Consider the following 25416-nt stretch of genomic DNA (forward strand, 5'->3'; position numbering starts at 1 on the left):
CATTCCGAACCCGGAAGCTAAGCCTCACAGCGCCGATGGTACTGCAGGGGGGACCCTGTGGGAGAGTAGGACGCCGCCGAACAATCATTCACAAATAGGCTCCATCCGGGAACGGATGGGGCCTATTTGCATTTCTGCTAACGGCCCCACACGAAGGCCGCCCGCCGACGCGCCCCGTGAACCGGGGAAGCGTCAACGGGCGGCCTGCAAAATGGCGTGCGCGCTGGTGCTACGCGGTGGTGCTACGTATGGTGCTACACGGAGAGTCGCGTCAGCGCGTCCTCGACGGTCAGCTCCTCGCGCTCACCGGTTCGCCGGTCCTTGAGTTCGACGACGCCCTCGGCGGCCCGCCGGCCGACCACCAGTACCGTCGGCACGCCGAGCAGCTCCGAGTCGGTGAACTTGACGCCGGGGGAGACGCCGGCACGGTCGTCGACGATGACCCGCACCCCGGCCGCCGCCAGCTTCTCCGAGAGCTCCAGGGCCAGTTCCGTCTGGACGGCCTTGCCGGCCGCCACGACGTGGACGTCAGCCGGGGCGACCTCGCGGGGCCAGCAGAGGCCCTGCTCGTCGGCGGTCTGCTCGGCCAGCGCGGCGACGGCGCGCGAGACGCCGATGCCGTACGAGCCCATGGTGACCCGGACCGGTTTGCCCTCCTGGCCCAGCACGTCGAGCTCGAAGGCGTCGGCGTACTTGCGGCCCAGCTGGAAGATGTGGCCGATCTCGATCGCCCGGTCCAGCCGCAGGCCGGTGCCGCAGCGCGGGCAGGGGTCGCCGGGCTCGACGACGACCACGTCGAGGTACTGCTCCACCTCGAAGTCACGGCCGCACACCACGTTGCGCGCGTGCGTGCCCGGCTTGTTGGCGCCGGTGATCCAGGCCGTGCCCGGGGCGATCCGCGGGTCCGCGAGGTAGCGTACCCCGGCCAGTCCCTGCGGCCCGACGTAGCCGCGCACCAGGTCGGGCCGGCCGGCGAAGTCCTCGGCGGTGACCAGCTCGACCGCGGCCGGGGCGAGGTGCTCGGCGAGCTTGCCGAGGTCCAGCTCGCGGTTGCCGGGGAGGCCGACGGCCGTGATCTCGCCGTCGACCTTGACCAGCAGGTTCTTCAGGGTCGCGGAGGCCGGGACGCCGAGGTGGGCGGCGAGCGACTCGATGGTCGGGGTGTCGGGGGTGGGGATCTCCTCCAGTCCGGGGTGCGTCGCACCCTCGACAGCGGGGACGACCGTGGTGACGGCCTCGGTGTTCGCTGCGAAGTCGCACGCGGGGCAGTCCGCGAAGGTGTCCTCGCCGGCCGCGGCGGGGGCGAGGAACTCCTCGGAGGCCGAGCCGCCCATCGCGCCGGAGACGGCGGAGACGACCCGGAAGTCGAAGCCCAGCCGCGTGAAGATCCTGATGTAGGCCTCGCGGTGCAGCCGGTAGGCCTCGCCCAGTCCCTCGTCGGTGACGTCGAAGGAGTACGAGTCCTTCATCTGGAACTCGCGGCCGCGCAGCACACCGGAGCGGGGCCGGGCCTCGTCGCGGTACTTGGTCTGGATCTGGTAGAGGATCACCGGCAGGTCCTTGTAGGACGAGCACTGGTCCTTGACGACCTGGGTGAAGATCTCCTCGTGCGTGGGCCCGAGCACATAGGGCGCGCCCTTGCGGTCCTTGAGCTGGAAGAGCAGGTCGCCGTACTCGTCGGCGCGGCCGGTCGTCTCGTAGTTCTCGCGCGGGAGCAGCGCCGGCAGCAGGACCTCCTGGCCGCCGATCGCGTCCATCTCCTCGCGGACGATCCGGGAGACGTTCTCCAGGACCCGCTTGCCGAGCGGCAGCCAGATCCACACGCCGGCCGCAGAGCGGCGGACGTAGCCGGCCCGGACCAGCAGCTTGTGGCTGGTGGTCTCGGCGTCGGCCGGGTCGTCCCGCAGTGTCTTGAGCATCAACTGGGACATGCGCAGGACCATTTGGCTCTCCCCGGGGGTTCTTTGAACGCTGCTGCCAAGCGTATCGAGCCCTGTGACGCCCGCTCCGGGAGCGCCGCCGCCCCCCTCGGCCGTACTCGTCGCCCGCGCACTCGGGACGGCCGCCGCCCGTGCCCGGCGGCGGCCGTTGCGGGGCGGCCGTCCGGCGGGGCGGGGCGGTCCCGGACGGGCGGGAAGGGCGGTGTGCCACGGGAAGGCCATGCTCAGAGGGGGTCCGGCCGAGGGGGCACAGCGGCCGGAAGGTAGCATGAGGGCACCCTCCTAGCTCGAAAGATGGACTTGTGACTGTCAACGACGACGTGTTCACGGACTGGAAGAACCGCGAGGAGATCGCGGAGTCGATGATTCCGATCATCGGCCGACTGCACCGGGAGAGGGACGTCACAGTCCTGGTTCACAGCCGCTCCCTGGTGAACAAGTCGGTGGTCAGCATCCTCAAGACCCACCGGTTCGCCCGCCAGATAGCCGGGGAGGAGCTCTCGGTCACCGAGACGCTGCCGTTCCTTCAGGCGCTCACCACGCTGGACCTCGGTCCCTCGCAGATCGACATCGGCATGCTCGCCGCCACCTACGGTGCCGACGACCACGGCCTGTCGGTGGAGGAGTTCACCGCCCGGGCGGTGGCCGGCGCGACGGGTGCCGACAAGATCGAGCGCTCCGGCTCGCGTGACGTCGTCCTCTACGGCTTCGGCCGCATCGGCCGTCTCGTCGCCCGCCTGCTGATCGAGAAGGCCTCCGACAACGGCCTGCGGCTGCGGGCCATCGTCGTTCGCCAGGGCGGCGACCAGGACATCGTGAAGCGCGCCTCGCTGCTGCGCCGCGACTCCATCCACGGGCAGTTCCAGGGCACCATCACCGTTGACGAGGCGAACAGCACGATCATCGCCAACGGCAACGCGATCAAGGTCATCTACGCCAACGACCCGTCCGAGGTCGACTACACGGCGTACGGGATCAACGACGCCATCCTGATCGACAACACCGGGAAGTGGCGCGACCGCGAGGGTCTGTCGAAGCACCTCCGCCCCGGCGTCGACAAGGTCGTCCTGACCGCCCCGGGCAAGGGCGACGTCCCGAACATCGTGCACGGCGTCAACCACGACACGATCAAGCCGGACGAGCAGATCCTGTCCTGCGCCTCGTGCACCACCAACGCGATCGTCCCGCCGCTGAAGGCGATGGACGACCAGTACGGTGTGCTGCGCGGCCACGTGGAGACCGTCCACTCGTTCACCAACGACCAGAACCTGCTGGACAACTACCACAAGGCCGACCGCCGCGGCCGCTCGGCACCGCTCAACATGGTGATCACCGAGACGGGGGCCGCCTCGGCCGTCGCCAAGGCGCTGCCGGACCTCAAGGCGAAGATCACCGGCAGCTCGATCCGCGTGCCGGTGCCGGACGTCTCGATCGCCATCCTCAACCTGCAGCTGGCCCGCGAGACCACCCGCGAGGACGTCCTCGAGTACCTCCGCGACATCTCGCTGACCTCGCCGCTGAAGCGCCAGATCGACTTCACCACCGCCCCCGACGCGGTGTCGAACGACTTCATCGGCTCGCGCCACGCCTCGATCGTCGACGCCGGCGCCACCAAGGTCGAGGGCGACAACGCGATCCTCTACCTGTGGTACGACAACGAGTTCGGCTACTCCTGCCAGGTGATCCGGGTCGTCCAGTACGTCTCGGGCGTCGAGTACCCGACGTTCCCGGCCCCGGTGGTCTGATCCCGGCGGTCTGCTTCCGGGGTTCGATCCCGGTCCTGATCCCTGATCCCGGACCCTGATCCCGGACCTCGATCCAAAAGCGCAGGCCCGAAGGCCGCTCCCGCTTCCGGCGGGAGCGGCCTTCCTGCTTGGCCGGGGTGCCGGCCCTGGCGTTGCGCCGGCCCGTCCGTGAGGCGAGGATCATCTCCGCTATTGACGGTGGCATGCCAGTGTCGGGAGGATGCCGGGGTCGTCCGTCCGGGCCGAGGAGAGGGACACCGATGGCTGTTCGTCCGCTGATTCGCCGAACCGGCCGCCTGCTGGGGGCGGCCGTGCTCGCCCTCACCGGGGCGCTGGCCGCCGCCGGGCCCGCGCAGGCCGACTTCGGGAGCGACTATCACGACCCGGTCAGCGCGGCCAAGCCGCTCACCAGGCCGGACACGCGCTCCTGCACGGTTGAGGTGATGCACGACCAGCCGTTCCGGGACGGGTACGGCAGCCCGCCGGACACGCCGTACAGCGCCACGGTGGTGCCGCCCGCGGGGTGCACGGGGCCGTGGTCGGCCGTGGTGATGGAGCTGCGCGGGCAGGTGGCCGGGCGGCAGTTCGACCGGCTGTTCAGCGTGCGGGTCGGCGGGGTGCAGGTACTGCTCTCGTCCACGCCCGAACCGTCCAAGGACGGGATCGAGTGGGCGGTCGAGCGGGACGTCACCCGCTATGCGCCGCTGTTCGCGGGCGGGGCGCAGCCCTTCTCCTTCGACCTGGCCAACGTCACCGACGACACGTACACCGGCGTGTTCCGGATCTCGGCGAGCTTCACCTTCTACACCACCTCCGCGCGCTGGCCCGCCGCCCGCACCGCCGACCGGGTGCTGACCACCGGGGCGTTCGGGCTCACCCAGGCCGCCCCGACGGCTGCCCGCGAGCTCACCTTCCCGCAGAACCTGGAGCGGCTGACCGCCGAGGTGTACGCGCGGGGCGGGGGCGCCTGCGAGGAGTTCGCGTACGCCTCCGCGCCGGACGAGTTCGCACGCGCCAACCCGGGGACCGGCATCTGCGGGAAGGGACCGTTCCGTGAACTGCGGCTCAGCGTCGACGGGCGGACGGCCGGTGCGGTCTGGCCGTACCCGGTGATCTACACCGGCGGGTGGGACCCGCTGCTCTGGCGGCCCACGCCCGGCATCTTCGCGTTCGACCTGCCCGCCTACCGCCTCGACCTCACCCCGTACGTCGGCCTGCTGCTGGACGGCCGCCCGCACAGCGTCGGCATCACCGTCAACGCGGCCGAGGCCCAGAGCAACGACGTCTGGAGCGGTCAGGTCAACCTCTTCGCCGAGACCGACCACGGCGCCGCCCGCACCTCCGGGCAGCTCACCGAGTACCGGGTGGCCCCCGAGGCGACGGTCGGGACGGTCCTGGCCGACCACGGCGGCGGCAGTGGGGACTGGGACGTGACGGCGAACCGGCACGACCTGGCGCGCGGCTGGGTGCAGACCTCGCACGGGCGCATCACCACCGAGGTCCGCGACGACCTCGTGTTCGGCTCGGCCCAGCAGCTGCGCGACAGCGGCAACGACCTGACCCTGCGGGACCGCACCGACCTCACCCGGACCACCGCCACCTGGGGCGCCGGCCCGCGCCGCACCACCACCGTCCACGAGGGCGAGCCGCTGGACGTCACCTACAAGGTCACCCACGACGCGGCCGGCAACAGCGACCAGCGGACGGCCATGGAGCTCGGCTACCACCGCGGGTCCACCACCACCGTCGGGGCCCGGACCACCGAGCGTTCCACCGTCGACCACACGCTGCGCCCGACCGCCCACCGGCACGACGGCGACACCACCGTCCGCACCGGCGGCTCGGCGGAGGACTACCGCAGCACCGGGCCGGACGGGCCGTACCACCGCAGCATCACCACGGTGGACGGCTGGCCCGTGGGGTAGGCCCGGCGGCTGCCGGGGTGGCGGCGGTTCCGAGCCGCCCCGGTGGTCCCCGCGGGGGCGGTTCGGGTGAACGGGGGCGGTGTGTCCGGGACGGTGGCGGGCGTGGCGGCGACAGCCTGTCTGTATAGGTGGCAGTCGGACCGAACGGCACCGCCGAACGCCTCGGAAGGGGACACCATGACCCGGTCGAAGACCAGGGCCGCGCAGAGCGTCGAGGAGGTCATCGGGCGGATGCGGGCGATCAAGGCCCGGCTGGACCCCCGGGACGGCGTGGCCTGTTTCAACCGGATGTACCTGCGGGTCACCGAGCTGGTCGGCGAGCGGCTGGTGGCGGGCTACTTCCAGGACCAGGCGTTCATCGAGCGGCTGGACGTGGTCTTCGCCAACCTCTACTTCGACGCGGTGGACGCGGACGAGACCGGCCGGCCGGTGAACCCCTCCTGGCAACCGCTGTTCGAGGCGAGGGACAACCGGGTGGTCTGGCCGGTCCAGTTCGCCTTCGCCGGGATGAACGCCCACATCAACCACGATCTCCCGCTCGGGATGGTGGCCACCTGTATCGATCGCCGCACCACCCCGGACACCCCGCCCGTGCACGCCGACTACCTCAGGGTGAACGAGCTGCTCGCCCAGGTCGAGGCGGAGGTCCGGGCCTCGTTCGAGGCGCAGACCGTCAAGGTCACCACCGGAGCGGCCGAACCGCTGAAGCACATCGTCGCCAGCTTCTCCATCGCCGGCGCCCGCGACGCCGCCTGGGCCACCACCCAGACCCTCTGGCACCAGCGCAACCTGCGCCCGCTCTACGACGCGACCCTCACCACCGTCACCGCGGGCACCGTCCTGGCGGGCCGGATGCTCCTCACCCCCGTGCTGCCCCCGGTCGACCGGCCCGACGGTGGCGCCTGACGGATCCCTCTTCCCCCTGGCCCGCCCGCCGGGGTCAGGCAGTCGGCCCAGTCCGACAGGCGGCGGCGGAGCGGGACGGTTGGACTGGTGGGCGACCCGTCCCGTCGCAAAGCCCCGCAAGGCCCCACGGGGTCACCCGAAAAAGGCTCCGCGGGGCCACCCGCAAGGCCCTGCAAGGCCACCCCCGAAAGGCCCCGCCGATGTCCCAGCCGGTGTCCGCCCCGCCCCACCGCTACGACGACCTGCGCGCAGTGGTCCTCAACTGCACGCTCAAGCGCTCACCCGAACGCAGCCACACCCAGGGCCTGATCGACGTCAGCACTGGCATCATGCAGCGGCAGGGCGTCCAGGTCGACGTGCTCCGCGCGGTCGACCACGACATCGCCACCGGTGTCTGGCCCGACATGACCGAGCACGGCTGGGAGACCGACGACTGGCCGGTCCTCTACAGCCAGGTGATGGCCGCCGACATCCTCGTCCTCGCCGGCCCGGTCTGGCTCGGCGACAACTCCTCCGTGATGAAGCAGGTGATCGAGCGGCTCTACTCCTGCTCCTCGCTGCTCAACTCCGAGGGCCAGTACGCCTATTACGGCCGAGTCGGCGGCTGCCTGATCACCGGCAACGAGGACGGCGCCAAGCACTGCGCGATGAACGTCATCTACAGCCTCCAGCACCTGGGGTACGTCATCCCGCCGCAGGCCGATGCGGGCTGGGTCGGCCCGGCCGGCCCCGGGCCGTCGTACCTCGACGCCGGGTCGGGCGGTCCGGAGAACGACTTCACCAACCGCAACACCACCTTCATGACCTGGAACCTGCTCCACCTGGCCCGGATGCTGAAGGACGCCGGCGGCGTCCCCGCCCACGGCAACCAGCGCTCCGAGTGGGACGCCGGCTGCCGCTTCGACTTCGAGAACCCCGAACACCGCTGACCGCGCCCGACCCGGCAGGCCCCGGATCTGCCCGGGGAGCGGTGTCGGCGCTGTCGACATGGTGCGGCCACTGTTCGTAGACCGTCGGTGGCCATGATGGCGATCTCCCGGCAGCGGGTGAGCGACTCCGGCGCCACGCTGGCCAGAAGACCCGGGGCCGCCGCGATCGCTGCCGGCCGCATCGGCCCGTGGGGCTCCACGCTCTACCGTCGGGATGGTGCATGGCCATTCCTTCTCGAGAGTGAAACAGGGCCGGGTCAACCCAACGAGCGGCGCAAGCGTTCCAGAAGTTCCGACCATCGATGCAAGCGCGCGGCCCCCGGATGTTCAGCTGTCACACGGGCTGCTTCCGCGGCCGCGCCGATCACGCCGTTCTCGTCGGCCCAGCGGTACCAGCCGATGGCCTCTCCATATGCGCCGCGACGTTCATGCGCCCGGGCGCCGTCCAGAATGGCCGCCGCCTCGCCAGCCTCTCCGGCTCTGCGTAGCCAGGACAGGGCGGCCTGGACGTGCTCGTCGCTGCCTGCCTTCAGCTGGGCCCGGGCGACGCTCCGCATGGCCTGGGGGTTGCCGGCCTCTGCGGCCCGCAGCCGCCAGTCGAATGAGTTGGCCGAGTCCAGTCCCACCAGGGCCAGCATGGCCTCGATCTCCCCGGCCTCGGCGAGAGCGCGGTACAGCCCTATGGCCTGTCTCATCAGCTGTTTGCGCTCGCCAGGGCGGTTGGTCCGGTCGCGCAGTGCGAGGCACAGCCGGGCGGCGTCCCACCGGACGGTGTGGTCATGCAGTTCCTCGGCCTGAAGAAGGCACCGCAAGGCGTCCTCCAGCCGGCCACTTGTCTCGTGTTCCATGGCGGTGGCCCGCAGCGACGCGGGATCCGGCTGCCCTGCTGCCGTCGGCGCCTCGGGCTTCCGGCCAGGCGGAGTCGTGGTCCTTGGCGCGGCAGACTTCGGCCTGCCCGTCTCGTCCCTCCCCACCGTGGGGTTCGGCGCCGTCTGTCCCGCGGCCTTCGTCGGGACGGGACCGGCGGACGCGGGCTCTGATGACGTGGACGTGGACGTGGCCGGGCCGGTGTCGGCCAGTGCCGCGCGAAGGCGTCTCACTTCGCGGGGGGCCTTCGGAAACCCCTTCTCGGCGGCGCGAAGGTACCACTTGAGCGCTTCCTGCCCCCGCCCCGTCTGTTCCAGGACCTCCGCCGTGTCGGTCATGGCGCCGAGCAACCCCTTGTCGGCGGCTGCGCGGAGATGGGCCAGCGCTTCGGTCGGCCGACCCTCCCCGCGATGCCAACGCCCCATCCAGTGCTGTGCCGTTGCGTTGTCCGCAGCGGCCGCTCGACGGTACCAATCGAGTGACTGGGCCTGTTGGTTCGGATCCTTGACCAGGATCTGGGCGGTCATCACCATGGCGTGGGTATGGCCGGCCTCGGCGGCGCACTGGTACCAGGCGAGGGCTTCTTGCTCGCGCTTCGCTCGCTGATTCCAACTGGCGAGTGCCAGCATGGAGTTGACCTGGCCGTGGCGAGCTGCGACCTCGTGCTCGCGCATCAGCGCGTCGTCCGCACCGGGCACCTGGGCGCGGGCCAGTGCGGCTCGGACGCGGGCCACCGCCTCGGGGGCCTTCTCATGCTTCCAGGCGGCGGCCTTCTCGTACCATTCGAGGGCTTCTGGCAGCTCGTCAGGTTCCTGCTCCAGTAACTCACCGAGCCGCATCGCGGAGTCGACGAGTCCTCCCTCGGCCGCCCTCCGATGGAGGGAGACGACCTGGTCCTGCCGTTCCGGGAAGTGCTGCTCGATCAGTTGCGCCGCCTCCAGTGCGCCGGTGGGATTACCGGATTCAGCCGAGCGCAGGTACCAGTGCAGGGCTTCCTGCCAGTCACGGACAGTACGGTAGGCGGTCCCCAGCCGGCGCATGGCATGAGAGCTCCCTGCCTCGGCAGCAGCTCGGTACTGGGAACCCGGCCCACTTGCGGACACCTGAGCGGCCGCAGCCTCGTCAGTGGGCGTTGCCGGCGGCTGCGGCGACGGTTCAGTCTTCGGCGCAGTCTGCGCGGGCACCCGGTGCACGGGCCTGGCGTTGGTCGCCGACCGGGTAGTTGCCTCGTGAACCGACGGTCCAGGCGGTGCAGGCGGAAAGTCACGTTCGCGGGCTGGTCGGGCAGCCGGCGACGTGCCGGCGGCTGGGGGCCGTCCGGCACCGGGCCCGGGGCGGGACGGCGGTTCCTGCTCGGGGCACCGATACCGCATGGGCTCGGCCAGGTCAACGGCGAGATCGGACAGCCCGGCCAGCGCGCGTCGAAGCCCGGGTGGCAACCACTCCTGCTCCTTCGGTGACACGCTCGGCGGCAGCAGTCGGGTGAGCTCCTCAGGGGTCGGCCGGTTCTGTGGCGTCGGTTCCAGACAGGGGAGGACGACCTTTTCGACGGCGGACGGCAGGCCGGCGAGCTGCCAGCGTCCGTGCAGGATGTTCGCCCCGATCTGGGTCGCGGATCCCGGCCCGAACGGGTGCCGGTTCAGCGCCGCATACGCCAGCACCAACCCGAGGGAGAAGATGTCGCTCGCCGGCCCCACCCCGGGTTCTTCCTTCAGCTGTTCGGGTGAGGAGAAGGTTTCCGTGCGCGGTGAGGCCCCGGAGCCGGTCAGCGTGACGGCGGCGGGGGAGACGTTCCGTGCGATCCCGAAGTCGATGACGTACGGTCCGTCGCCGGCCAGCAGGATGTTCGCGAGTTTGAGGTCACGGTGCACGAGGTCCGAGGCGTGGATGCTGCGTAGGGCGTCGGCCAGGCCGGTCGCCAGGACTCGCCATGCCCGCTCCGGCAGCGGGGTTCCGCAGTGGTCGAGTGCCTCCGCCAGGTCGACCCCGCGGATGTAACGGGTGGCGAGCCAGGGCTCGGCGGCGCTCGTGTCGGCGTCCACCACCTCGGCGGTGTACGCGCTCTCGACGGCGCGGGCCGCCTCGACCTCCCGGGCGAACCGGCTGCGGAAGTTCTTCGGATTCCTCGCCAGGTGCTCGGGCCGGATCGTCTTGAGCGCGACTCCGCGGCCGAACTCGCTGCGAGCGAAGTAGACGCTCCCCCAGCCGCCCCGGCCAAGCAGGGCGAACAGCCGATACGGCCCGATCGTCTCGGGATCGTTCTCGCTCAGCGGTTCCACCTCGGCTCCCTTCCCCGGTCCTCCGGCCACCACTGCACCCCGGCGAGCGCGTTCTGCGCCCAGCCTGGCAGTCTCATGAGGCCGCCCGCCTGCGTGTGCCGCTGGACGACCCGTGGCGTCGCACCGGTGTGACGCCGCACGACGCTGGACGACTACTCGACGCTCAGTCTGTTCTGGTCATCTGGTCGTCGTCCGTTGCACGCCTGGGCGGTTTCGCCCGCACGCCCTCGTTGCGTTCCCCCGGCCAGCGCTGGCCACTACGCCGGAGGACGACCCCGGGAACGAGCTCGATCTCGTCATCGGGACCGAACCCTCGGAACAGCCGCTCCCGTAGCGCGCCCTCGGAGCGCTGGTCATGATGAGGTAGGGGCTGCCATGGTGTGGGTTCCCGCCCCGGCCTGAGGGTACGGATCCGACTGCGGGCGGTGCTGGTGTCCAGGACCTTGAGTGTGCCCCGACGCGAGACGATGATCAGGTGGGTCCGGCTGATCCTTCCCCGGCGGTCGTCGGAGAGATGGCGCTCCTCGATCTGCGCGAGGTGGCCGCGCCCGAGGACGGACTCCCGGGTGTCGTCCTCCGTGAGGTTCTCCCAGGCTCGGCAGACGCCGTCGATCATGATCTTGAGCTGCACTCGGGGTCGGCGAGGCCCGAGGTCGTTCAGCAGCGTTCCGTGAGACCGGCAGACCACCTTGCCGGCTCGAATCGCCGGGCTGGGGTTGCAGGGTGTGCGCGGGCAGCGCCAGGACCGCTCAAGGATCTCAGAGCGAGGGCGGCCCCGGAAGTCCAGCAGGTTCCGCGCCTTGAGCTCGTCCCGCTCGCCCTCGTGGGAGATCTCCCGGTCCGCGAACACGCGCATGTCGCGCAGGACCAGCCGGACCGTACCGTCGGCGCCGCGCTTCGGCAGGAGGAAGTGCTCGCGGTCGTCCTGGATCCAGGGGTGTTCGCCCCGGTGCCCCCGGAAGTAGTCGCCGCTGATGACCCTGGTGCCGAACACCTTCGCATGGTCGAGGAGGTTCGGGTCCGCCTTGGCGATCGCGGCGATCAGGCCGCGGTCCCGCCACCCGCGGAGCAGCGCACCTTCGGCGGGGTCGGGAAAGTCGGGGTCGGACCGGCGGTACAGGAGGTTGTCGTCGGCGATCGCGTGGACGGTGACCTCCCGGTCCCCGGTCCAGTCCTGCAACGCCTCGAGGACCAGCCGGAACCGTTCGAGCGAGTTCCGCGTGCCACCTCCGAGCGCCTTCTCGCGCACCACATTGGAGAGGTCGACCAGGTAGTCCGCCCGGGCCGCCTCACCCCGTAGGTGACGCTCCATGCGGCGGAACGCCGCCAGGTCGCTCGTCACACCTCTCCCACACACGTCGCCGGATCCATTGTGATGGGAGAGAGGGTACCGGCAACCGGTGCTGCACGCTCCGCAGTTCGTACAGGACGCCTGCGTCCTGGCAGGACCGGAAGGATGACCGAGAGTGCCGTGCAGATGCTGAAGGGTGGCCGGAGTGGGACGCCGGCTGCCGCTTCGACTTCGAGAACCCCGAACACCGCTGAGGACGCAAGCGGCCTGAGCTGACGAGTGCGCCGACGTCGATGGTCAGCCGGCCTCCGGAGGGGCGGCCGGGGTTCGGAGGAGGTACCCGAGGTCCCGGCGGCGGTTCACGGGGTTGCGCGCAGGGCGTGTTGAAGGCTTGCGATGAACCGGTGGAGGACGGCGGGGTCTCCGGCGGCGCGGGAAGGGCTGAGCTCGCAGACCGAGAGTGCCCGGAAGCGCGGGTCCCGGCAGGCGGTGTCCAGCGCCTCGGACACGGCGTCGAGAGTGGGGCCGCTGTTGCGGCCGTCCGTGCTCTCGGCGAGCGGCGCGTCGGTGAAGTCCAGGACGTCGACATCGAGGTGCACGGCCAGGGGACCGGACGGGAGCGTACTGAGGGCCCGCGTCACCTCGGTCGCCGGCGTGGCGGCGAGATCGATGTGCGAGCCCCATCGCAGGCCCAGGCCTCTTGCCTGCTCGCGTTCCCAGGAGGTGGCGGCCTCGGGGTCGATGCCGAGGAGGTGGAGCCGGTCCGGGGTGAGCAGCGGGCGGTGGGCGAAGGCGGCCGCCAGCGGTTCCGCGGTCCCGGGCAGGTCCAGTCCGTGGGCGAGCCCCATCCAGTCGAGGGCGCCGTCGCGGGTGCTCGCGGGTGTGTTGAGATCGAAGTGCCGGTCGATGTAGAGCAGACCGGCGTCCGGGTCGCCTGCCGTGAGAGCTGCCATCACGCCCAGTGCGACGGTGCAGTTGCCGCCGATGACCAGGAGGTCCGCGTCCTCCTGCAGCGCTCGGGCGACGTGGTCGGCGACCGCCTTGACGGCTTGGACCACTGCCGCGAGGTTCTGGGCCCGTGGGTGCTGCGGGTCCGGGGCCCACACCTGAAGCGGCCCGTCCCCGGCGTCCCGTACCCGGCGGCCCGCCGCCCTCAGGCGGTCGATCAGGCCCAGCTCGCGCAACACGCTCGGTGCGGCCTCCTGGCCGGGTGCGTAGCTGCCCGCGCTGGTCGGCGCGCCCACCACAACGAGATCCCGTCGCATCCACCCATCATCGGCGTCCGCCCGGACGGGCGCGAGCGGGCTGCGCCGGCCCCGAGCACCGCTGGCCGCGCCCGACCCGGCAGACCCCCGTGACCTCCGGGGCGGGCGGTCAACGGCCCGGGTCCGGCGGCCGGTCGTCCAGGAGTTGGAGGAGCAGGCCGTCGAGGTCGAGGTGGAGGCGCTCGGTGCCGGACGGCACCATGCGCTCGGTGGCGGCGAGGAAGGTCCGGACGGCTGCGGCCTCCGCCCGGAGGACGACCGTGCCGCTCTCGCCGCCGAGCGCGATGAAGAGGGTCTGCGGGCTCGCCCCCGTGCCCGGGTGGACGGACACGTCGCCCAGGCCGGCCCAGGCGTCCACGCCGGCGGCCAGCAGGTCGCGGGCGAACGTCCAGGTGATCGGTTCGTCGAGGTCGGTGTGGTTGTCCAGGTACACCGCGTACGGCTCGGAGGAGTCGTAGCGCAGGCGGGCGGCGACCGGCACGGTGAGGCCGGGGCAGACGACGGCCTGGAGGACCAGCGGCATGGCGCAGAGCCCGGCGGGCGTGCGCTGGGAGGGGACGCGTGGGGTCTCCGGGCAGGTCACGCCTCCTCCCCGGGGTGCACGGCGGCCGTGCTGCCGCGGCCGGGGCGGAAGTGCTGCGGGGGTTCGGTCAGGTGGCACCACTCCTGGTCGGGGCGGCCGGGCACCATCCGCCCGGCGTTTCGCCAGAGCAGGGCGAGGTCGGCGAAGATCGGGGATTCACGCAGGATCGTTTCATGCAGAATCGTTTCGTCTAGGGCGTTGCCGCTCGCCCGGAAGTCTGAGCTCATACCGGGAACAACGAGCGGAGCCGGCTGCGGCAACACCCCCGCCGCGCGGAAGCGGGCCCGCCTGCGCGCGGCGGGCCCGCCCCGGGTCAGCAGGGACCGTCGTCGGACCAGACGCCCCACTGCCCGCTCGCGGACGGATTCTCGTTCAGCGTCCACCACTTGGCGTGGTACCTGTGGCCGCTGTACGACACCTTGGCGCCGCCGGTGTACGTGGTGGCGGCACTCCACGCCGGATCGGTGCAGACCCCCGGCGAGGAGCTGGTCGGCGGCGGGCTGGTCGGGGGTGTGGTGGGCGGCGTGGCCCCGGCGAACCGCACGGTGAACCTGGTGAAGTCCCAGTCGTTCTGCACCACGCTGGAGCACGACCCGGAGAGCCCCGGGTCGACCGTGCCCGGGCACTGGCGGTCCCGGTTGACCGACCAGTACGTGTACCGGGCCAGCTTGTGCGCGAGCGCGAAGTCCAGCACGGTCTGGAAGTCCGCCTGCCGGAAGTACTCGGCGGCGTCGGTGCGGCCGTTCATCAGCGAAACGCCCTCGTGCGCATAGGCGTTGGCCTCGGACCAGCCGAAGGTGGTCTGCAGCAGCCGGTTGAACTTCACCAGCGCGTCGGTCTGCGCCGCCGCCCCGTTGAACCCGCCGTCGAACGGCATGATCGAGTAGTTGTCCGGGGTGAAGCCCTGCGCCTTGGCCTCGTTGAGCATCTGCTGCCCGAACCACCCGGTGCCGGCGTTGGTCCCGGCCGTGGTGATCGAGACGTACAGCCCCGGGTTGTCCCGCTGGAGGATCCGGGCAGCCCCGACCTCGTTGCGGATCGCGGCCGCGTTCTCGTACTCCGGCTCCTCCAGGTCGAAGTCGACGGCCTTCAGCCCGTACTTGGTGACCACCTTCTGGTACCCGGCGGCCGTGGCCTCCGGCGTCCCGCAGGTCTGGCCCAGCTTGGTGCCGCCGTACCCGCCGACCGAGACCGAGACGTCGCCGCCCTTGGCCCGGATCGCCTGGATCACCGCCGGCATGGTGGTGTCGGCGTCGATCGACGAGGTGCCGCCCCAGGCGGGCGAGCACCCGCCCTTGTCGAGGATGAACGCCAGCTGGAACGCCTTCTGCCCGGTGGCGTCCATCACCGCCGCCGCGTCCGGCGGGCTGTTGTCCTCGGGCATCAGATAGGGCGCCGAGGCGTACCAGTTGCTGCCCAGCCCGGTGCCGGTCCGCGCCGCGTCGGCCGCCGCGACCGCCGGCCCGCTCCCGGCCAGCGCCGCCAGGCCGCCGGCCACCAGGCCGAGCACCCCGGCCACCGCGACCGCGGCCTTCCGGTGCTTCGGCTGCCGGTGCTGATGTCCGGGCTGTCGTCCCGACTGCTGTGGGGGAAGAGCACGTTCCATGGGAGACCTCTCAAGGAAACGGCAGGAGGAGGCCCGCCCGCGCCAACAGTGGGGGAGACGCGCCGGGCCCCGGGGAGGCCGACGGCAACGCCGCGTCACCGAAGGCCCTCACTGGTATAGACCTGTCCCGAGGGGTCGTCAACCCCCGGGCGGCGCACGGCTCCCGGACGCACCGAGCGGGCGGCGGGCCGGTGAGAGGCCGGCCGCCCGCGCCCGCGGCGGCGCCGAAGGCCCGTCAGCCGGTCGGCTAGGCTGGCCGGATGGGTGCGAACGGGGCGGACGAGGGGCAGCAGCCCGTCGCCGTCCGGGCGGCCCTCCGTACGCGGCCGCTGCGGTTCCTCCGGTCGCCCGCCCCGCTGCGCTGCTGGGCGCACGTGCTCAGCGGCGCGGTGCTCGGCCTGCTGCTGTTCGTCGTCCTGGCCGTGCTGTTGCTGGCCGGCCTCGCGCTGTCCGTGGCCGGCGTCGGCCTGCTCGTCCTCCTGCTCGTCGCTCTCGCGGGCCTGCCGGTCGGGGCCCTGGAGCGCCGACGGCTGCGGCTGGTCGAGCCGCTGCCCGTGCCCGACCCGCACCGCCCGCTGCCCGGGGCCGGCCGCCGGGCCCGGATCCGTACCCGGCTGCGCGAGCGGGCCACCTGGCGCGAGCTCGGCTACACCGCCCTGTTCGCGCTGCCGCTGGCCGCCGCCGACCTCGGCCTCACCGTTCTGCTGGTCTTCTCCGGGGCGCTGGTCGCCACGCCGGTCGTGGTCTGGGCGCTGGCCCCGGAGCCGGTGATGCTGATCCCCGGACAGGCGATCCCGGGCCCGGTCGAGGCCCTGCCCGCGACCGCCGCCGGGCTGGCCGGCCTGCTGTTCTGCGCCTACGCGGGCACCCTGCTGACCATCGGCCGGGTCCGGCTGGTCCGGTTCCTGCTCGGCCCGCGGGACGAGGACCTCGGCCGGCAGGTCCTCGAACTGACCCGCTCACGGGCCCGCCTCGTCGACGCCTTCGAGGCCGAGCGCCGCCGCATCGAACGCGATCTGCACGACGGCGCCCAGCAACAGCTCGTCGCGCTCACCATGACCCTCGGCCTGGCCGCGTACGAGCTGGGCGGGAGCGGTGACGGCGGCGGGGACAACCCGGCCGCCGCGCTGGTCGAGCGGGCGCGCGGCGAGGCCCGGCAGGCGCTGGAGCAGTTGCGCGGCCTGGTCCGGGGCATCCACCCGCAGGTGCTCACCGACCACGGGCTGGCCGCCGCCGTCACCGAGGTCGCGCTGCGCCACCCGATCCCGGTCGCGGTCGACATCGACCTGCCGGACCGGCTGCCCGGCCCGGTCGAGACGACGGCGTACTTCACCGTCACCGAGGCGCTCACCAACGCCGCCAAGCACAGCGGGGCCGCCTCGATCACCGTCCACGGCCGGGTCGAGGGCGGCCGGCTGGTGGTCCAGGTGACGGACGACGGCCGCGGCGGGGCCGACCCGGCCGCCGGGGCCGGGCTGCAGGGGCTGGCCGACCGGGTGGCGATCCTGAGAGGACGGCTGATGGTGACCAGTCCGACCGGCGGGCCGACCAGGCTCCGCGTGGAGGTGCCGTGCTCCGGATAGTCATCGCCGAGGACGCCGTGCTGCTCCGGGCCGGGCTGGTCGAACTGCTCACCCGCGGCGGGCACCGGGTGGCCGCCGCCGTCGGCGACGCGACCGCGCTGGCCGACGCGGTGGACGCGGACCGGCCGGACGTCGTCATCACCGACGTCCGGATGCCGCCCGCCTTCCACGACGAGGGCCTGCGCGCCGCCCTCGAACTGCGCGACCGGCACCCGGGGCTGCCCGTCCTGGTGCTCTCCCAGTACGTCGCCACCCCGTACGCCACCCGGCTGCTCGGCGCGGCCGGTGCGCAGCCCGCCGGGCTCGGCTACCTGCTCAAGGACCGCGTCGGCGAGGTCGCCGACTTCCTGGACGCGCTCGCGCGGGTGGCCGCCGGGCAGACCGTGATCGACCCGGAGGTGGTCCGGGTGCTGCTGCGCCAGCAGTCGGCGGAGCGGCCGCCCGACCGGCTGACCCCGCGCGAGCGGGAGGTGCTCGGGCTGATGGCGCAGGGGCTGAACAACCAGGCCATCGGCGCGCGGCTGACCATCACGGAGGCCTCGGTGGTCAAGCACTGCGGCAACATCTTCATGAAGCTGGACCTCGACCCGGCCGAGGGCAACCGGCGGGTACTGGCCGTCCTGGCCCACCTGCGCGGGGAGTAGGCTCCCGGCCCGCGTCCGTGCGTTCCGGGTCGAGCAGTCCGGCCAGCCGGCGCGCGGACGCCTCCCAGGACCACTCCTCCTGCACCCAGCGCCGTCCGGCCGCCCCCGTCCGGGCCCGCTCGGCGGCCGGCGCCCGCAGCAGACTCCCGACCGCCGCGGCGACCCCGGCGGGGCTGCGGCCGTCGACGACCGTGCCGGTGACCCCGTCGAGCACCGCGTCGGGGGCGCCGCCCGAGCGGCCCGCGACCACGGGCAGCCCGGCGGCCGCGGCCTCCAGGAAGACGATCCCGAGCCCCTCGGCCTCCAGCCCGGCCCGCCGGGTGCGGCACGGCATGGCGAAGACGTCCGCCGCCGCGTAGTGGGCGGGCGTCGCGGCGTGCGCGTGGCCGCCGGCGAAGACCACCGACCCCGGCTCGGTGTGCCGCCGGGCCAGCGCGCGAAGCCGCCGCTCGTCCGGGCCCTGCCCGACCAGCACCAGGACGGCGCCGGGCGCGGTCCGCCGGATCAGCGGGAGCGCGCGGATCAGGGTGTCCTGGCCCTTGCGCGGCACCAGCCGGGCGACGCAGAGGACCACCGGCCCGCTGGTGCGCGCCCCGACGTCACCCGGGCGGAACAGCTCGGTGTCCACTCCGGGTACCAGCCGCTCCAACCGGGCCCGCGGCCCGAGCGCCGGGGCGATCCGGGCCCGGGTGTACTCGCCCAGGTAGGTGACCACGTCCACGCCGTCACCGATCCGCCGCAACAGCCGGCGGGCGCCGGGGGTGCGTGCCCACCAGATCTCGTGGCCGTGCGTGGTGGCGACCGTCCGCCCGATCCCGGGGGCCCGGCGGCGCAGGCCGGGTGCCATCGCGGCGAGCGGGGCGGCCGCACCGAACCAGACCCGGTCGCAGCCGTTCGCGAGGGCGATCTCGGCGGCCCGCCGGGTGACCCGCGGGGTGGGCAGCAGCGTCCGCGCCCGGTCGCGGACCACCGGGAAGGGAAGGGCGGCGTCGTACGCGGCCGCGCCGGGTTCGGCCGAGGTGTAGACGACGACCTCGCCGGCGGGCAGGCGGGTGGCCAGGGCGTGGACGAAGGTCTCTATGCCGCCCTGCCGCGGGGGGAAGTCATTGGTGACGACGAGAGTGGTGGCCATGGGGTCGGTGCAACCTCGGTTCGGGGATCGGTGGAGTACGGGGGAGAGGGCGGGCACCCGGGCCCAGACGACGAGCACGAGCGGCAGCGCCAGGTAGCCGAAGCGCCCGGCGGGCGCCAGGAGGAAGGCCAGGCAGAGCCCGAGCGCCAGCCGGTCGGCGGCGCCGGCGGCATCCCGCGGCGGGCGCAGCGCCAGCGAGCCGGCGACGCCCAGGCCGGCGAGCAGCAGCAGCGCGACGGAGGCGTACCAGCCGGCCGGGCCGAGATCCGCGAGCAGCCGCCCGGGCAGCGGGCTGCCGGCCGGCGTGGGCAGCCCGCCGCGCCCGGTGGGGAAGGCGAACACCTGCCGGAGCAGCGGACCGGGCGAGCGCAGTGCCACCGGCAGCACCAGGGCGGCCGTGCCCGCCACGGCGACGGCCGTGGCGCGCAGCGCCGCCCGCCGGCCGGCGGTGGCGGCCAGCAGCGCGGCGGCGACCGCGACCGCCGGCCAGGCCGTCCACTTGAGCGAACAGGCCAGGGCGAGCGCCAGCCCGGCGCGGCCCGGACGGCCCCGGGCGGCGAGGGCGAGGGCCAGACAGCAGAGGCCGGTCATCGGCAGGTCCACCCCGCTGACGCAGAGCGGCAGCGCGACCAGGGGCGAGACGGTCAGCAGGGCGAGCCCGCGCCGGTGCGGACGGCCGGTGGCCCAGAGGCAGCCGAGGAACACCGCGGCACACCAGAGCCGGGCGTCGCCGAGCAGCCGGGCCGGCCACCCGTCCGTCCCGAGCAGGGCGCGCGGCAGGCCCAGCAGCGCCATGGCCGGCAGGTAGGGCGTGTAGTCGGTCACGCTCCGCGGATCGGCCAGGTAGGGCGAGCCGTGTTCCAGGAGCAGCGCGGCCGACCGTTCGATCACGGTGACCTCGCTCTGCCCCTGGCCGGTGAGCGTCAGCCCGAGCAGCGGTACGAGGACGGCGCCGGCCGTCGCGACGGCCACGGAGACCGGCCGGGCCCGCCGCCACGGCAGCACCAGCGTGGCGAAGGCCGCCGCCAGATAGCCGGTCGCCGCAGCCGTTCCCCAGCCGCGGTGCGGCGGGAGCGCGGAGACCAGTGGGAACGAACCCGCCCAGACCGCTGACGCGAGCCAGCCGGCGCACCACCCGGCTCGCCGGCCGAACAGGCTTGTGGGAAAGATGAGTTGTCGGGCAGTGGGACCGCTGCGGGCCCGGTGGATCAGCACCTCTCCATTCCAGCGGTGCGGCCCGGCGGGGTCATGACGGCCAGGTCGAGACCCGGGGTCGGGTTTCCCCTACCATCGCTCCTTCGTGCTGACGTTCGGTGTCTTTCGAGTCACGTTCGGTATCCGCGGCCCGATATCGTGGACCCCGTGGTGAGGTCCTGGGATGCGGCGGTGGAGCGGGCGCAGGAGCGGCTGGGGTCGACGCCCCGGCTGCGGGCGGTGGAGGAGGGGGAGGGGCGGCGGTTCGCACTCTGGGACTTGGCGTCCCGGGCCGAGGGGGAGCTGGCGGAGCGGGTCGACCCCGGGGCGCTGGGCGCGGACGCGGAACGGGCCCTGCGCGAACGGCTCGGCGAGAGCGGCCGGGAGTGGCCGGACGGCGAGCTGTACCGGCGCCGCTACTGGGTGCTGGACGACGGTGGCGGCGCGCCCGTCGGCACCGTGGCGGTCGACAACTGGACGAAGGGGCCGGGCCAGTTGGCCGTCTCCTCCGTCTACCTGCGGCCCTCGGCGCGCGGCCGCGGGCTCGCCGCCGGCGCACTCGACGAGGTCTACCGGGCGGCCACCGCCGAAGGCCTGCCCGGCTACCGGCTGGAGGCGCACTGGACCTGGCGGCACGCCGTCCGCTACTACCTGCGGCGCGGCCTCTGGGTGGTCTCCTGGAAGCATGCCCTCGGCCTCGCCCGGATGCCCCAACTCCCGCCCTACCGGGTGGCGGAGGAGGACGGCCGGCTGGTCCTGCTGGTCGCCGGCGGCCCTCGGGGCTGGGTGCCGCTGCTCGCCGCCGGGCGCGAGGGCCGCTGGCTCCGGCTGGACGAGACGGCCGCGTACCGGCAGGCCGACGGCTGGGTCCACCACTTCGCCCGCTCGACCCTCGCCCTCCATCTGGCCCTCGCCGGCCGCCCCCTGGTCCGCGGCCCGCAGTGGTGGGCCGAGGCCTGGCGCTGGGCGGACATCGGCGAACCGGAGGGGCTGGCCTACAGGATCGAGCACTTCGAGCAGCTCGCCCGTACCGCCGGCCGGCCGGTAGCGGCCGGGGGCACGGCGGCCACGGACCCCGGCGCGGGGCTGGGAGACTCGGGGGATGGCTGAGATCGAGATCGACGGTGTGCCGGCCGACGCCGGCCAGGTCGCGGCGCTGGGGTTGCTGAACTACGGGCACTTCACCACCCTGCGCGCCGAGGCCGGCCGGGTGCGCGGCCTGGCGCTCCACCTCGACCGGCTGGAGCGGGACTGCCGGACGGTGTTCGGCGCCGGGCTGGACCGGGAGGTGCTGCGGCAGCGGATCCGCGGTGTGCTGCCGCCGGACGGGCGGGCGGTGATCGTCCGGGTCACGGTGTTCGACCCGGCGCTGGGCCTGGAGCGTCCCGGTGCCCCCGCCGCGCCCCGGCTGCTGGTGACCACCCGTCCGGCCCCGGCGTCCGCCCCCGTACCGCTGACGGTCCGCACCGCCGTGTACCGGCGCGAGCTGCCCGAGGTGAAGCACGTCGGGCTGTTCGGCCTGGTACGGCAGCGCCGACTGGCCCAACTCGACGGCTACGACGATGCGTTGCTCGTCGACCAGGAGGGCCGGATCACCGAGGGGGCCACCTGGAACGTCGGCTTCCACGACGGCCGGCAGCTGGTGTGGCCGGAGGGCGAGGCGCTGCCCGGCGTCACCGCCGCCCTGCTCGCCCACGTCCACCCCGGCCCGCAGCGGCGCGAGCCCGTCACCGTCGCCGGCCTGGCGCGCTTCGAGGCCGCGTTCGCGCTCAACGCGGGCGTCGGCGTCCGCCCGATCGCGGCGGTCGACGGCACCGCCTTCGACCCGGCCCACCCCGCCGTCACCGCCCTGCGCGCCGCGTACGAGCGGATCGCGGGCGACGAGGTCTGAGCCGAACGGGCAGCCCCGGGGTGGGGATAACCCCACCCTGCGTCCGCCAGCGGCCTCCATGGCCCGGGCCGTCCGGCCTTCCTAGTCTGGAACACGTCGATGACCAGCGATGATTCCCGAAGGAAGGCCCCACCATGGCACCCCGCCGCGACCGCCGCCCGACCGAGCAGTACGGGCAGACCGAGCAGTACGGGCGCCCCGCCCACGCCGCGATCGAGCTGCGGGCGGTCCGGCGCAGCTACGGGCGCGGCGCCGAGACCGTGCACGCCCTGCGCGGCGTCGACCTGGTGCTGGAGCGCGGCACGTTCACCGCCGTCATGGGGCCGTCCGGCTCCGGGAAGAGCACCTTCCTGCAGTGCGCGGCGGGCCTGGACCGCCCGGACGGCGGCGAGGTCTACCTGGGCGGCGAGGAGATCACCCGGCTGAGCGAGAACCGCCTCACCAAGCTGCGCCGCAGCCGGATCGGCTTCGTCTTCCAGTCCTTCAACCTGCTGCCGTCGCTGACGGTGATGCAGAACGTGCTGCTGCCGCAGCGGCTGGCCGGCGAACGCCAGGACCGGGCCCGGGCCAAGGAGTTGCTGGCCCAGGTCGGCCTCGGCGAGCACGCCGGGCGGCGGCCGGGGCAGCTCTCCGGCGGCCAGCAGCAGCGGGTGGCGATCGCCCGCGCGCTGATCACCGCCCCGGACGTGGTCTTCGCCGACGAACCGACCGGCGCGCTGGACACCCGGACCGCGCACGAGGTGCTCGGCCTGCTGCGACGCGCCGTGGACACCATGGGCGCGACCGTCGTGATGGTGACCCACGACCCGGTGGCCGCCTCCTTCACCGACCGCGCGCTCTTCCTGGCCGACGGCGCGCTCGCGGGCGAGCTGCACCACCCGGACCCGCAGGCCGTCGCCGACCGGATGGTCAGGCTGGCCGCGCGCCCGGTCGGGGTGGCGGCATGAGCAACGGACTCGCGCGCGCCGCGGTGCGCTTCCGGCCCGCCTCCTTCGCGGGCACCTTCATCGCCCTGCTGTTCGGCGCGGCCGTCATCATGGCCTGCGGCACCCTGCTGCAGACCGGCCTCACGGCCAGCGTGGCGCCGGTGCGGTACGCGCAGGCACCGGTGGTGGTCGCGGCCGACCCGACCGTCTCGGTCACCCGCAAGGTCGCCGAGAACACCGAGACCCAGAAGCTGACCGTCCCCGAGCGGGCCCGGGTGGACGCGGCACTGGCCGGGCGGATCGCCGCCCAGCCGGGTGTCGCCGCGGCCCGCCCCGACACCGCCTTCCCGATCCCCGCGGCCGCCGGCCTCCCCGGCCTGACCGGCCACGGCTTCGCCTCCCTCGGCATCGCCGGCCCGGACGAGAGGCTGGCCGAGGGCCGCGCCCCCGGCACCGGCGAGGTCGTCCTCGACGCGGACACCGCCAGGGCCGCCCACCTCGCCCCGGGCGCCACCGTGACGCTCACCGCGCCCGGCGGCAGCGGCACGTACCGGATCTCCGGCCTCGCGGCCTCGCCGGGCGGCAGCGCACAGCAGGCGTGGTTCGCCGACCCCGTCGCCGACCGCCTCTCCGGACACCCCGGCACGGTCGACGCGATCGCCGTCCGGCCGCGCGACGGCGTGGACGGCAGGACGCTCGCCGCGCAGGTCCGCCAGGCCGTCGGCGGCGAGGCCAAGGTGCTCACCGGCGACGCCCGCGGTGCCGTCGAGCTGCCCGCGCTCGGCGAGAGCCGGACCATGCTGACCGCCCTCGGCAGCTCCTTCGGCGGCGTCGCCACCATGACCGCGGTCTTCGTCGTGATGAGCACCGTCGCCCTGGCCACCGGCCAGCGTGCCCGCGAGTTCGCGCTGCTCCGCGCGATCGGCGCCACCCCGCGCCAGATCCGCCGCACCATCGCCACCGAGGCGATGCTCGTGGCACCGGTCGCCGGCGCGCTCGGCATCCTGCCCGGACTGGCCCTGGCCCGCTGGTGGTTCGGCGAGATGGTGTCCCGCGGCGCCGTGCCCGGGGCCGTCTCGCTGGACGTCGGCCCGGTGCCGATGCTCGCCGCCGTCGCCACCTGCACGCTGGCCGCCCTGACCGCCGGCTTCTTCGCCGCCCGCCGCCCGGCCCGGCTGCGGCCCGGCCAGGCCCTGGGCACGGCCGCCGTCGAGCCCGGCCGTCCGGGCAGGGTGCGGACCGTCATCGGAGCGCTCTTCACCGCCGGGGCCGTGGCGCTGGCCGGCGTCGCCGCCGGCCTGGACGGGACCAACGCCGCCAACACCGCGCTCGGCGTGGTGATGTGCTTCCTGGTCGCCGTCGGGCTGCTCGGCCCCTGGGTGGCCCGCGCCGCCGCCGGGGTGCTCGGCGCCCCGCTGCGGGCCGCCGCCGGCGCGCCCGGCTCGCTGGCCGCCGACAACACCCGGGCCAACGCCCGCCGGCTGGCCTCCGCGATCACGCCGATCGTCATGGTCACCGCCTTCTGCGGGACCCTGCTCTTCATGCAGGGCACCATCCGCCACGTCACCGGCGAACAGGTGCGCAGCGGCATCACCGCCGACCACGTGGTCGGCCCCACCGGCCCGGGCCTGCCCGCCGCCACCGCCGACCAGGCGGCCAAGGTGCCCGGCGTGGCCGCCGCCGTCGGCGTGCTGCGCACCGGCGCCGTCTACCGCGACGGCGACATGCTCGCCACCGCCACCGCGCTCGGCGTCAACGGAGACCCGGCGAAGCTGCCCCGCGTCCTCGACCTCGGGGTGAAGAGCGGTGCGCTCGCCGACCTCGGCCGCTCGGCCGACACCGTCGCCCTGGACGCGGTGCTCGCCGACGCCCTCGGCGTCAAGGCCGGCGACCGCGCCCCGCTCTGGCTCGGCGACGGCACCAGGGTCGAGCCCACGGTGGTCGCCACCTACGAACGCGGCCTCGGCTTCGGCCAGGTGCTGCTGCCCCGGGCGGCCGTCGCGGCGCACGTCACCGCCGGGTACGACAACCAGGTGCTGGTCGCGGACGCACCCGGAGCCGACCACGCCGCCGTCGCCGCCGGTCTGGCCGGGCTCGCCGGTACCGGCCCGGCCGCCGTGACCGACCGGGCCGGCTACGCGGCGCAGGTCAACCAGGCCCAGGAGATCAGCGCCTGGGCGAACACCGTGATGGCCGGCGTGCTGGGCGGCTTCGCGGCCGTCACCGCCGCCAACACCCTGGTGATGACGGTGCTGGACCGGCGCCGCGAGGTGGCGCTGCTGCGCCTGGCCGGGACCACCCGGCGGCAGGTCCGCGGCATGATGCGCTGGGAGGCGCTGCTGGTCGCCGCGACCGGCCTGGCGGTCGGCGGGGTGATCGCCTGGATCACGCTGGTCCCGATCACCCGGGGCATCGCCGGCGCCGCCCCGCACATCCCGGCCGGCACCGCCCTGCCGCTGGCCGCCGGGGCAGTGCTGCTCTGCCTCGGTGCGACCGGCCTGCCGGCGCGGGCACTGCTGCGGTCCCGTCCGGTGGCGGCGGGCGGCGGCAAGCAGTAGCGGGCACGCGTGGCGGTGCCGGGACCTGGACCGCCGAGGGTTCACGGACGAACGGGCGGTGCGCGATCTCGGCGCACCGCCCGTTCGGGTGAGAAACCGGCCGCGGACCGGCGCATTGGGGTGGTCGCCGGGGACAACGCCCCTGAGGTGCG

At 73.7% G+C, this 25416-nt stretch carries 18 protein-coding genes and 1 rRNA gene; 11 read left to right on the forward strand and 8 right to left on the reverse strand.

Annotated elements, in window-relative coordinates:
• Positions 1-82 (forward strand): 5S ribosomal RNA (gene rrf, locus ACZ5WK_RS36075); the annotation flags it as partial.
• 172 nt (positions 83-254) lie between these two features.
• Here the strand turns inward: rrf and ACZ5WK_RS36080 are convergent.
• Entirely contained in the window at positions 255-1943 is a 1689-nt protein-coding gene (locus ACZ5WK_RS36080; RefSeq protein WP_465554088.1) for a proline--tRNA ligase, read from the reverse strand.
• 299 nt (positions 1944-2242) lie between these two features.
• Here ACZ5WK_RS36080 and ACZ5WK_RS36085 point away from each other — a divergent pair, with 299 nt between their 5' ends.
• The 4 genes from ACZ5WK_RS36085 to ACZ5WK_RS36100 all read left to right on the forward strand — a co-directional run bounded on the left by ACZ5WK_RS36085 (position 2243) and on the right by ACZ5WK_RS36100 (position 7445).
• Entirely contained in the window at positions 2243-3685 is a 1443-nt protein-coding gene (locus ACZ5WK_RS36085; RefSeq protein ID WP_405362084.1) for a glyceraldehyde-3-phosphate dehydrogenase, read from the forward strand.
• A 260-nt stretch (positions 3686-3945) separates the two neighbouring features.
• On the forward strand, positions 3946-5610 hold the full coding sequence (locus ACZ5WK_RS36090) for a peptide-N4-asparagine amidase (RefSeq protein WP_465554090.1): 1665 nt from the start codon (positions 3946-3948) through the stop codon (positions 5608-5610).
• 177 nt (positions 5611-5787) lie between these two features.
• Complete coding sequence (locus tag ACZ5WK_RS36095) at positions 5788-6516, forward strand: DUF5995 family protein (protein ID WP_465554092.1); 729 nt, start codon at positions 5788-5790, stop codon at positions 6514-6516.
• Positions 6517-6716: 200 nt separating this feature from the next.
• The gene (locus ACZ5WK_RS36100; protein ID WP_465554094.1) at positions 6717-7445 is read left to right on the forward strand and encodes a flavodoxin family protein; all 729 of its coding nucleotides are present in this window, start codon (positions 6717-6719) and stop codon (positions 7443-7445) included.
• 257 nt (positions 7446-7702) lie between these two features.
• Here ACZ5WK_RS36100 and ACZ5WK_RS36105 read toward each other — a convergent pair whose 3' ends face one another.
• The 6 genes from ACZ5WK_RS36105 to ACZ5WK_RS36130 all read right to left on the reverse strand — a co-directional run bounded on the left by ACZ5WK_RS36105 (position 7703) and on the right by ACZ5WK_RS36130 (position 15336).
• Positions 7703-10591 carry a serine/threonine-protein kinase gene (locus tag ACZ5WK_RS36105; RefSeq protein ID WP_465554096.1) on the reverse strand — a complete coding sequence of 963 codons (2889 nt, stop codon included), beginning with the start codon at positions 10589-10591 and terminating at the stop codon, positions 7703-7705.
• 163 nt (positions 10592-10754) lie between these two features.
• Positions 10755-11933: an FHA domain-containing protein gene (locus tag ACZ5WK_RS36110; RefSeq protein ID WP_465554098.1), complete on the reverse strand. Its 1179-nt coding sequence runs from the start codon at positions 11931-11933 to the stop codon at positions 10755-10757.
• A 308-nt stretch (positions 11934-12241) separates the two neighbouring features.
• Positions 12242-13147 (reverse strand): arginase family protein, encoded by a 906-nt coding sequence (locus ACZ5WK_RS36115; protein WP_465554100.1) that lies wholly within the window; start codon positions 13145-13147, stop codon positions 12242-12244.
• Positions 13148-13256: 109 nt separating this feature from the next.
• Entirely contained in the window at positions 13257-13730 is a 474-nt protein-coding gene (locus ACZ5WK_RS36120; protein WP_465554102.1) for an SsgA family sporulation/cell division regulator, read from the reverse strand.
• Positions 13727-13957, reverse strand: coding sequence for a hypothetical protein (locus ACZ5WK_RS36125; RefSeq protein ID WP_465554104.1), 231 nt, complete (start codon positions 13955-13957; stop codon positions 13727-13729). The genes ACZ5WK_RS36120 and ACZ5WK_RS36125 overlap by 4 nt, the downstream gene beginning before the upstream one ends.
• Before the next feature lie 86 nt (positions 13958-14043).
• Positions 14044-15336 (reverse strand): chitinase, encoded by a 1293-nt coding sequence (locus ACZ5WK_RS36130; RefSeq protein ID WP_465554106.1) that lies wholly within the window; start codon positions 15334-15336, stop codon positions 14044-14046.
• 260 nt (positions 15337-15596) lie between these two features.
• Here ACZ5WK_RS36130 and ACZ5WK_RS36135 point away from each other — a divergent pair, with 260 nt between their 5' ends.
• Entirely contained in the window at positions 15597-16919 is a 1323-nt protein-coding gene (locus tag ACZ5WK_RS36135; RefSeq protein WP_465554108.1) for a sensor histidine kinase, read from the forward strand.
• On the forward strand, positions 16907-17563 hold the full coding sequence (locus tag ACZ5WK_RS36140; RefSeq protein ID WP_465554110.1) for a response regulator: 657 nt from the start codon (positions 16907-16909) through the stop codon (positions 17561-17563). The genes ACZ5WK_RS36135 and ACZ5WK_RS36140 overlap by 13 nt, the downstream gene beginning before the upstream one ends.
• Here ACZ5WK_RS36140 and ACZ5WK_RS36145 read toward each other — a convergent pair.
• Entirely contained in the window at positions 17487-18695 is a 1209-nt protein-coding gene (locus ACZ5WK_RS36145) for a glycosyltransferase family 4 protein (RefSeq protein WP_465554167.1), read from the reverse strand. The two genes, ACZ5WK_RS36140 and ACZ5WK_RS36145, sit on opposite strands and share 77 nt — an antisense overlap.
• A 1362-nt stretch (positions 18696-20057) precedes the next feature.
• Here ACZ5WK_RS36145 and ACZ5WK_RS36150 point away from each other — a divergent pair.
• The 4 genes from ACZ5WK_RS36150 to ACZ5WK_RS36165 all read left to right on the forward strand — a co-directional run bounded on the left by ACZ5WK_RS36150 (position 20058) and on the right by ACZ5WK_RS36165 (position 25264).
• The gene (locus ACZ5WK_RS36150; RefSeq protein WP_465554112.1) at positions 20058-20999 is read left to right on the forward strand and encodes a GNAT family N-acetyltransferase; all 942 of its coding nucleotides are present in this window, start codon (positions 20058-20060) and stop codon (positions 20997-20999) included.
• On the forward strand, positions 20992-21780 hold the full coding sequence (locus ACZ5WK_RS36155; protein WP_465554114.1) for an aminotransferase class IV: 789 nt from the start codon (positions 20992-20994) through the stop codon (positions 21778-21780). Before ACZ5WK_RS36150 ends, ACZ5WK_RS36155 begins: the two co-directional genes overlap by 8 nt.
• 134 nt (positions 21781-21914) lie before the next feature.
• Positions 21915-22727 carry an ABC transporter ATP-binding protein gene (locus tag ACZ5WK_RS36160; protein ID WP_396319680.1) on the forward strand — a complete coding sequence of 271 codons (813 nt, stop codon included), beginning with the start codon at positions 21915-21917 and terminating at the stop codon, positions 22725-22727.
• Positions 22724-25264 (forward strand): ABC transporter permease, encoded by a 2541-nt coding sequence (locus tag ACZ5WK_RS36165; protein ID WP_465554117.1) that lies wholly within the window; start codon positions 22724-22726, stop codon positions 25262-25264. The genes ACZ5WK_RS36160 and ACZ5WK_RS36165 overlap by 4 nt, the downstream gene beginning before the upstream one ends.
• The last annotated feature ends 152 nt before the right edge of the window (positions 25265-25416 follow it).

This window comes from Kitasatospora sp. NPDC032757 (assembly GCF_055579305.1).

Bases quoted from the DNA above. Each gene is read 5' to 3' on its own strand.
- ACZ5WK_RS36080 (WP_465554088.1), bottom strand. From the start codon at position 1,943: ATGGTCCTGCGCATGTCCCAGTTGATGCTCAAGACACTGCGGGACGAC.
- ACZ5WK_RS36155 (WP_465554114.1), top strand. From the start codon at position 20,992: ATGGCTGAGATCGAGATCGACGGTGTGCCGGCCGACGCCGGCCAGGTC.
- ACZ5WK_RS36115 (WP_465554100.1), bottom strand. From the start codon at position 13,147: ATGCGACGGGATCTCGTTGTGGTGGGCGCGCCGACCAGCGCGGGCAGC.
- ACZ5WK_RS36145 (WP_465554167.1), bottom strand. From the start codon at position 18,695: ATGGCCACCACTCTCGTCGTCACCAATGACTTCCCCCCGCGGCAGGGC.
- ACZ5WK_RS36130 (WP_465554106.1), bottom strand. From the start codon at position 15,336: ATGGAACGTGCTCTTCCCCCACAGCAGTCGGGACGACAGCCCGGACAT.
- ACZ5WK_RS36095 (WP_465554092.1), top strand. From the start codon at position 5,788: ATGACCCGGTCGAAGACCAGGGCCGCGCAGAGCGTCGAGGAGGTCATC.
- ACZ5WK_RS36165 (WP_465554117.1), top strand. From the start codon at position 22,724: ATGAGCAACGGACTCGCGCGCGCCGCGGTGCGCTTCCGGCCCGCCTCC.
- ACZ5WK_RS36090 (WP_465554090.1), top strand. From the start codon at position 3,946: ATGGCTGTTCGTCCGCTGATTCGCCGAACCGGCCGCCTGCTGGGGGCG.
- ACZ5WK_RS36125 (WP_465554104.1), bottom strand. From the start codon at position 13,957: ATGAGCTCAGACTTCCGGGCGAGCGGCAACGCCCTAGACGAAACGATT.
- ACZ5WK_RS36135 (WP_465554108.1), top strand. From the start codon at position 15,597: ATGGGTGCGAACGGGGCGGACGAGGGGCAGCAGCCCGTCGCCGTCCGG.
- ACZ5WK_RS36160 (WP_396319680.1), top strand. From the start codon at position 21,915: ATGGCACCCCGCCGCGACCGCCGCCCGACCGAGCAGTACGGGCAGACC.
- ACZ5WK_RS36100 (WP_465554094.1), top strand. From the start codon at position 6,717: ATGTCCCAGCCGGTGTCCGCCCCGCCCCACCGCTACGACGACCTGCGC.